At 73.8% G+C, this 6,862-nt stretch carries 7 protein-coding genes; all 7 read left to right on the forward strand.

Annotation, left to right across the window (positions count from 1 at the left end):
* Nucleotides 1–332: 332 nt before the first annotated feature.
* The 7 genes from ETD83_RS37775 to ETD83_RS37805 are packed head-to-tail and all read left to right on the forward strand — an operon-like array spanning nucleotide 333 to nucleotide 6,727.
* Nucleotides 333–812 carry a hypothetical protein gene (locus ETD83_RS37775; RefSeq protein WP_138649999.1) on the forward strand — a complete coding sequence of 160 codons (480 nt, stop codon included), beginning with the start codon at nucleotides 333–335 and terminating at the stop codon, nucleotides 810–812.
* Between the two features lie 12 nt (nucleotides 813–824).
* On the forward strand, nucleotides 825–1,247 hold the full coding sequence (locus ETD83_RS37780; RefSeq protein ID WP_138650000.1) for a phage tail protein: 423 nt from the start codon (nucleotides 825–827) through the stop codon (nucleotides 1,245–1,247).
* Nucleotides 1,247–1,951 carry a CIS tube protein gene (locus ETD83_RS37785; RefSeq protein ID WP_138650001.1) on the forward strand — a complete coding sequence of 235 codons (705 nt, stop codon included), beginning with the start codon at nucleotides 1,247–1,249 and terminating at the stop codon, nucleotides 1,949–1,951. Before ETD83_RS37780 ends, ETD83_RS37785 begins: the two co-directional genes overlap by 1 nt.
* 10 nt (nucleotides 1,952–1,961) lie before the next feature.
* A complete protein-coding gene (locus tag ETD83_RS37790; RefSeq protein WP_205718102.1) occupies nucleotides 1,962–3,737 on the forward strand; it encodes a VgrG-related protein in 1,776 nt (591 codons plus the stop codon).
* A gap of 13 nt (nucleotides 3,738–3,750) precedes the next feature.
* A complete protein-coding gene (locus ETD83_RS37795) occupies nucleotides 3,751–4,227 on the forward strand; it encodes a GPW/gp25 family protein (RefSeq protein ID WP_138650002.1) in 477 nt (158 codons plus the stop codon).
* On the forward strand, nucleotides 4,227–6,179 hold the full coding sequence (locus tag ETD83_RS37800) for a putative baseplate assembly protein (protein WP_138650003.1): 1,953 nt from the start codon (nucleotides 4,227–4,229) through the stop codon (nucleotides 6,177–6,179). The genes ETD83_RS37795 and ETD83_RS37800 overlap by 1 nt, the downstream gene beginning before the upstream one ends.
* Nucleotides 6,176–6,727 (forward strand): phage tail protein, encoded by a 552-nt coding sequence (locus ETD83_RS37805; RefSeq protein WP_138650004.1) that lies wholly within the window; start codon nucleotides 6,176–6,178, stop codon nucleotides 6,725–6,727. The genes ETD83_RS37800 and ETD83_RS37805 overlap by 4 nt, the downstream gene beginning before the upstream one ends.
* The last annotated feature ends 135 nt before the right edge of the window (nucleotides 6,728–6,862 follow it).

Below are 6,862 nucleotides of genomic sequence, written 5' to 3' on the forward strand. Positions count from 1 at the left end.
GAGCGGGGCCGGTCGGCTCGCCCGTGGCGCCGGTCAAGGGGCCCGCGCGGGATTTGCCGACCGGGCGCGCGGGTGCTGTCCGTCCGGTCTGGCGGACGGCCGGTGCCGTCGTCCAGCGAACTGTTCGGACGGCTGGTCGCCGGGGTTCGGGTGCGGTGGCGTCTCCCGTTCCCCCGCGGCGGGTCGAGGCCGCCGGCCCGGCTCGGCCGGTCGCCCCTGTGCGGCCGCCGGTTCAGCGTGTGGCGGTGAACCCAACCTCCGCCGCGCCATCTGCCCCGGTCGGCCGGGCGCCCCGAGTCGAACCGGCTCCGGGGACGCCCTTCGCGAGCCCGGTGGCCACTCCGATCACCGCCCAGGTCCAGGAGGCCACCGGGCTCGCACCGAAACTGCCCGTGCAGCGCCGGATGCCGGTCCCGGAGCGTCCGCTGGACATGGATCCGGAGCCGCGGCTCCCGGATCCGCCGCCGCCGCGACGGCGGACGCCCCAGGCCGGGCGGATGCCCCAGGCTGGGCGGACACCCCAGACGGCGCCGTCCCAGACCGTGCCGTCCCAGACCGTGCCGTCCCAGACCGTGCCGTCCCGGGCAATGGCGGCGCAGTCGGCGGCGACGGGCCCGGTCGCGAGCCGGGACGAGGCGCGCCCGGTCGCGCCGCGCCGCGATGAAGGACGGCCGGACGCGCGGCGGCCCGAAGAGATGGACGTGGACGAGCTGGCCCGCCACCTGCTGGGCCCGCTCGCGCGGTTGCTGCGGGCGGAGCTGCGGATGGACCGGGAGCGGGTCGGGCGCCTGCGCGACCCGCGGAACTACTGAACGGAGTGCACGATGCCCAAAGAGGATCCCGGTACGACGATCTGCTTCCGGCTCACCATCGACGGGCAGAGCCTGGGGGATTTCAACGGCTGCGACGGCCTCTCCGCCCAGGTGGACATCGAGCAGCGGGAAGAGGGCGGCAACAACGGGCACGTGTGGCAGCTGCCCTCCCGGGTGCGGCACTCCAACGTCCGGCTGACCAGGCCGCTCACCAAGGAGACGGTCAAGGTGACGGCCTGGATCTCCTCGGTCTCCACGGGGGTCAAGCGGCCGACGGCGGAGATCGAGGCGCTGCGGCTCGACGGGTCGGTGGTGGCGCGCTGGAAGCTGCTCGAGGTCGTGCCGGTGAGCTGGACGGGGCCGACGCTGGATCCCGAGAGCCCGGCGGTGGCGACGGAGGTCCTGGAGATCGCGCACCACGGGTTCATGAGCTGATGAAGGGGAAGGCGAGCCACGTCCGGGCGAAGCTCAGCATCCACGACCCGCCGGCGGGCAAGGGGACGAAGCCGGGCCGGCTGATCAAGGCGCTCAAGTTCCAGTTCAACCCGGCGGCGCTGGAACTGACCAAGTCCGCCAACTGGCGGTCCAGCCCGGCGGTCGCGACCCGGGCCGGGGCGGAGGTGGAGTTCCTCGGCACCGAGCAGCAGAGCCTCGATGTGGAGATCTTCCTCGACTCCTCGGACGAGCCGGGAAACGGCAAGGTGCGCGACGAGGTGGAGGCGCTGTTCTCGTGCCTGCGGGCGGCGCCGTCGAGCCTGCCGAACCGGGCGTCGCCGCCGTGGGTCCTCTTCGAATGGGGCGAGTTCACCACCGTGCGGTTCGTCGCGTACGTGCGGCAGGTGAGCGCGTCCTACACGCTGTTCAGCTCCACCGGGGTGCCGATCCGCGCGACGTGCAGGGTCTCGCTCGAGGAGATCCCGCAGGACACGCCCAAGCAGAACCCGACCTCGGGGGCGCTGACCGCGCGCAGCGTCCACCGGCTGGTGGCGGGCGACACGCTGCAGTCGCTGGCGTGGCGCGAGTACGGCGACGCGACGGCCTGGCGGGTGATCGCCGAGGCGAACGAGATCGATGACCCGATGCGGCTGGCGCCGGGACGGGAGCTGCTGCTCCCCGCCGCCGACGAGATCCGGGCCTAGAGGGGGAATCGTGAGCTACACCAACGAGCTGCAGGTGACCGTCGACGGCCGCAGGCTGCCGAGCGAACTGGAGTCGAAGCTCGTCGAGGCGTGGGTGGACACCAGCGTGAACCTGCCCGCCTCCTTCCTGCTGACGTTCCGCGACAAGGAGCGGGTCCTGCTGGCGGACGTCCGGGCGACGCTCGGGTCCGAGGTGGTGCTGCGCGCGCTGGTCGTCGGTGAGGACGGGGGCAGGCCACTGCTCACCGGGGAGGTCACCGCGCTGGAGGTCGACTCCGACCGCACCGGGAAGTACACGATCGTGCGGGGCCACGATCCGGGGCACCGGCTCCTGCGCAACCGGCGGGTCGTGGGCTACAAGGAGATGACCGCCTCGGATATCGCCCGGAAGCTGGCCTCGCAGAACGGGTTGAAGGTCGACCGGATCGACCGGACTCTCATGAAGTACGACATGATCACCCAGGCGAACGTCACCGACTGGGAGTTCCTGACCAGGCTGGCCCAGGAGAACGGTGTCGAGCTCTACTTCTCGCCCGAGGGGAGGTTCCGGTACGTCGAGCCGACACCGGCGAAGAGCGCCCCCGGCAAGGGCGCCAAGGCCGGGTCCAGCCCGTACGTCCTGCAGTTCGGGGTCAACCTGCTGCGCCTGCGGGCCGGGGTCACCGCCTCGGACCAGGCGGGCACGGTACAGGTGCGCGGCTGGGACCCCAAGCGCAAACGGGAGTTCGCCGAGCAGGCGAAGGCCGCCGAGAGCCCCGAACTGTCCATCGGGCTGACCGGCGCCGCGGTGACCAAGGCGTTCGGGAAGGCCGAGCTGGTCGAGACCGGCGTGCCCTACGAGACGCAGGCGCAGGCCCGGGTGGCCGCGAAGGCGCTCGCCGCGGACGTCGGCTCCGCCCTCGCCGAGCTGGAGGCCGAGGTGCACGGCGACCCGAGGCTGCGCCCCGGGCTTCCGGTCGCCGTGAACGATGTCGGCCGGCCCTTCGAGGGCAAGTACACCGTCACCTCCGCCCGCCACATGTTCATGAGCGGGGAGGAGTACGTGACACGGCTGACGGTGTCCGGACGCCAGGACCGCTCGCTGTTCGGGCTGGTCTCCGGGGGCTCCGCGGCATCCGCGGCGAGGCTGCCCGGGGTGGTGTCCGCGCTCGTCACCGACAACGACGACCCGGAGCGCGAGGGCCGCGTCAGGCTGCGCTTCCCCTGGCTGGACAAGGACTACGTCAGCGACTGGGCGCGGGTCGTGCAGTTCGGCGGGAAGGGCGGCGGCGGGCTCCTCATGCCCGAGGTGAACGACGAGGTGCTGGTCGCGTTCGACCGCGGCGCCCTGGACCACCCCTACGTCATCGGCGGGCTCTACAACGGCGTCGACCGGCCGCCCAGGTACCAGCGGATGCCGGTGGTCGCGCCGCGGCCGGGCGGAAAGGTCAACTGGCGCAGCGTGGCCTCGCGCACCGGCAACCGGATCGAGCTGCTGGACGCCCCGGGCCGGCAGGGCGTCACGATCTCCAGCGGCGACGACCTGATGTCGGTCACGCTGCGGGAGACCGGCACCCGGCTCGCCGTCACGAGCAACGGTTCCATCGACATCTCCGGGGCCCGGGCGGTGATGGTCAGCGGCGGGGTCGTGACGGTCGATGCGCGGACGAGGCTCGATCTGCGGGCGCCGAACGTCGCCGTCACCGGGGCGAGCATCGCGCTCACCGGGGTCGTCCAGGTCCAGGGCAACCTCAACGTCAACGGGCTGATCACGCAGAACTTCAAGCCGGTCATGGTCATTCCTTGAGCGAGGTGCAGTGATGGGGGAGCAGTTCGTCGGCGCGGGCTGGGGGTTCCCGATGCGGGTCAGCGCGTCCGGCGGGATCGTCCTGGTCACCGGGGAGCGGGAGATCGAGGAGGCGATACGGCTGGTGCTGGCGACCGCGCCGGGCGAGCGCCCGACGCGGCCGGAGTTCGGCTGCGCGATCCACGACCTGGTGTTCGCGCCCGTCAACGAGGAGACCACGGGCCGCATCGCCTACGAGGTGCGCGGCAGCCTGGACCGCTGGGAGCCGCGCATCGAGGTCTCCGACGTGCGGGTGAGCGTGTCGCCCGACGACGGGTCGGTGCTGTTCATCGACGTGCGCTACGAGGTCCGCGGCACCAACAACCCGCGCAACCTGGTCTTCCCGTTCTACGTGATCCCGTCGCACGAGGAGCCGCCGGACGGGGAGCCCTCGCCCGGCGGCGGCGTCCCGCCGTACGCCGTCCCGTCTTCTTCCGAGAGCGAAGGCTGATGCCCCTTTCCGCGCCCAACCTCGACGACCGGCGCTTCCAGCAGTTCGTCGACGACGCCAAGCGCTACATCCAGCGGCGCTGCCCGGAGTGGACCGATCACAACGTCTCCGACCCGGGCGTGACGCTGATCGAGGCCGTCGCGCACATGGTCGACCAGCTCGTGTACCGGCTGAACCGGGTGCCGGACAAGAACCATGTGGCGTTCCTCGACCTGCTCGGCATCACGCTGCTACCGCCCGCCGCCGCCCGCACCGATGTGACGTTCTGGCTGTCGGCGCCGCAGGAGGAGGACGTCGTCCTGCCCGCCGGGGTGGAGATCGCGACGCGGCGCACCGAGCACGAGGACGCCGTCGTGTTCGCCACCGAGCGCGACCTGCGGGTCGTGCCGTGCGAGCTGGCCGCGGTCGCGGTGCAGCCCGAGGGCGGGACGACGGCCGACCACACCGCCGACGTCCGGGGCGGGCAGGACTTCGCGTGCTTCTCCGCCGCGCCCCGCCCGGGGGACGTGCTGGCGCTCGGGCTGTCGGCGGCGGTCCCGTCGTGCGCGGTGATGATCCGGCTGGACAGCCGGGTCGACGGCGTCGGCGTCGACCCGCGGCAGCCGCCGCTGCGCTGGGAGGCGTGGACGGGCGAGGGCTGGCGGGAGTGCGAGGTCGCCTCCGACGGGACCGGCGGCCTGAACCGGTCCGGTGAGGTGGTCCTGCACGTGCCGGACGGGCACGTCATGTCCCGGCTCGGCGCCCAGGAGGCGGGCTGGCTGCGCTGCCGGGTGACGGAGCCGCTGCCCGGCCAGCCGTTCTATTCGGTGTCGCCGACCATCAGGCAGGCGGAGGCCGCGACCGTCGGCGGCACGACCGGGGCCGTCCACGCCGAGACGATCCGGGACGAGGCGCTCGGCGAGGCCGCGGGCGTCCCGGGAGAGCGGTTCCGGACCGAGCACGCCCCCGTGGCGGCCGGCGACCCCTCACTCGTGCTGGAGTCGTCCGAGGGCGGCGGCTGGCGGGAATGGGCGGCCGTCGAGCACTTCGCCGCGTCCGGGCCCGCCGACCGCCACTTCCGGCTCGACGCGGCGACCGGCGAGATCTCGTTCGGCCCGGCGGTACGCACGCCGGACGGTGGGCTGCGGCAGTACGGCGCCGTCCCGGACAAGGGCGCGGTGCTGCGCGCGCGCCGGTACCGGACGGGCGGCGGCCGCGCCGGCAACGTGGCGCGCGGGGGGCTGAGCGTGCTGCGCACGTCCGTCCCGTACGTCACGCAGGTCGAGAACCGGGAGGCCGCCCGCGGCGGGGTCGACGCCGAGACGCTGGAGGAGGCCAAACGGCGCACCCCTGTCGCGCTGCGCGCCCAGGACCGTGCGGTGACCGCCCGCGACTACGAGGAACTGGCCCGCCGCGCCGCGCCCGACACCGCCCGGATCCGCTGCCTCCCCGTGGACGAGGCGGGCACCGGCGCGGTCCGGGTCCTGGTGGTGCCGCAGGCGGTGCCCGACCCGGGCGGGCGGCTCCGGTTCGAGCAGCTCGTGCCCGGCGACGACCTGCTGCGCCGGGTCACCCGCTACCTGGACGACCGGCGCCCGATCGGGATACGGCTGGCCGTGGGCCCGCCGTTCTACCAGGGCGTCACGGTCGTCGCGACGGTGCACGCGTTCGCCGCCGCCGAGGGCGAGGCCGTCCGCCGCGCCGCGCTGGACGCGCTGTACGCCCACCTCGACCCGCTGACCGGCGGCTCCGACGGCCGGGGCTGGCGGTTCGGGCGCCCGCTGCAGGCGGGCGAGGTCTTCGCCGTGCTGCAGCGCGTGCCCGGGGTCGAGCTGGTCGACGAGGTGCGCCTGCACGCCGCCGACCCGCTGACCGGCAAGCGCGGCGACGCGTCCGACCGGATCGACCTGGACGCCTCCGCCCTGGTGTTCTCCTACGACCACAAGGTCCGGGTGCTCGGAGGGGCGTCATGAGGGGCGCCGTCGACGGGCCGCGGTCGCCGCACCCGCTCGGTCCGCGGCTGCCTTCGGTGTTCGCGGACGACGACCTCGCCCAGCGCTTCGTGGCCGGTCTCGACGACCTCCTCGCCCCGCTGCTGACGGTGCTCGACAACCTGGAGGCGTACTTCTCGCCCGCGCTGGCCCCGCTCGACTTCGTCGGCTGGCTGGCCGGCTGGGTCGGCGCCGAGCTGCACGGCGACGAGACCGAGCCGCAGGCCCGCGCCGCCGTCGCGAAGGCGACGGGGCTGCACCGGCTGCGCGGCACCCGGCACGGCGTCGCCGCGGCCGTCCTGATGGCGTTCGGCGAGACGCCGGAGATCGTCGAGAGCGGCGGCGCGACCTGGTCGGAACGTCCGCTCGGGGCGATCCCGGGCGAGCCGGAGCCGCACCTCGAGGTCTTCCTGCGGGTCGCGGACCCGTCCCGGGTGGACGAGCGGCGGCTGGACGCGCTGGTCGCGGCGGTCCGTCCGGCCCACATCCCCTACGCCGTGCACGTTCTGAAGAAAGGAACAGGGCAGTGACCTCGACCGGAGTTTGCGTCGACTGCGGGGCCACCGGTCAGGGCGGCTCGTTCTGCGACCGCTGCGGCGCCGTGCTGAACTGGACGCCGCCGCGCGGCACGTCCCGGCCCGCCCCCACGGAACAACGCCCCGAGC

It is taken from the genome of Actinomadura soli (assembly GCF_005889715.1).
Taxonomy (GTDB): domain Bacteria; phylum Actinomycetota; class Actinomycetes; order Streptosporangiales; family Streptosporangiaceae; genus Spirillospora; species Spirillospora soli.

What these genes read in the sequence shown, in the direction of transcription:
- ETD83_RS37780 (WP_138650000.1), top strand. Translation starts at nt 825, where the DNA reads ATGCCCAAAGAGGATCCCGGTACGACGATCTGCTTCCGGCTCACCATC.
- ETD83_RS37785 (WP_138650001.1), top strand. Translation starts at nt 1,247, where the DNA reads ATGAAGGGGAAGGCGAGCCACGTCCGGGCGAAGCTCAGCATCCACGAC.
- ETD83_RS37795 (WP_138650002.1), top strand. Translation starts at nt 3,751, where the DNA reads ATGGGGGAGCAGTTCGTCGGCGCGGGCTGGGGGTTCCCGATGCGGGTC.
- ETD83_RS37800 (WP_138650003.1), top strand. Translation starts at nt 4,227, where the DNA reads ATGCCCCTTTCCGCGCCCAACCTCGACGACCGGCGCTTCCAGCAGTTC.
- ETD83_RS37805 (WP_138650004.1), top strand. Translation starts at nt 6,176, where the DNA reads ATGAGGGGCGCCGTCGACGGGCCGCGGTCGCCGCACCCGCTCGGTCCG.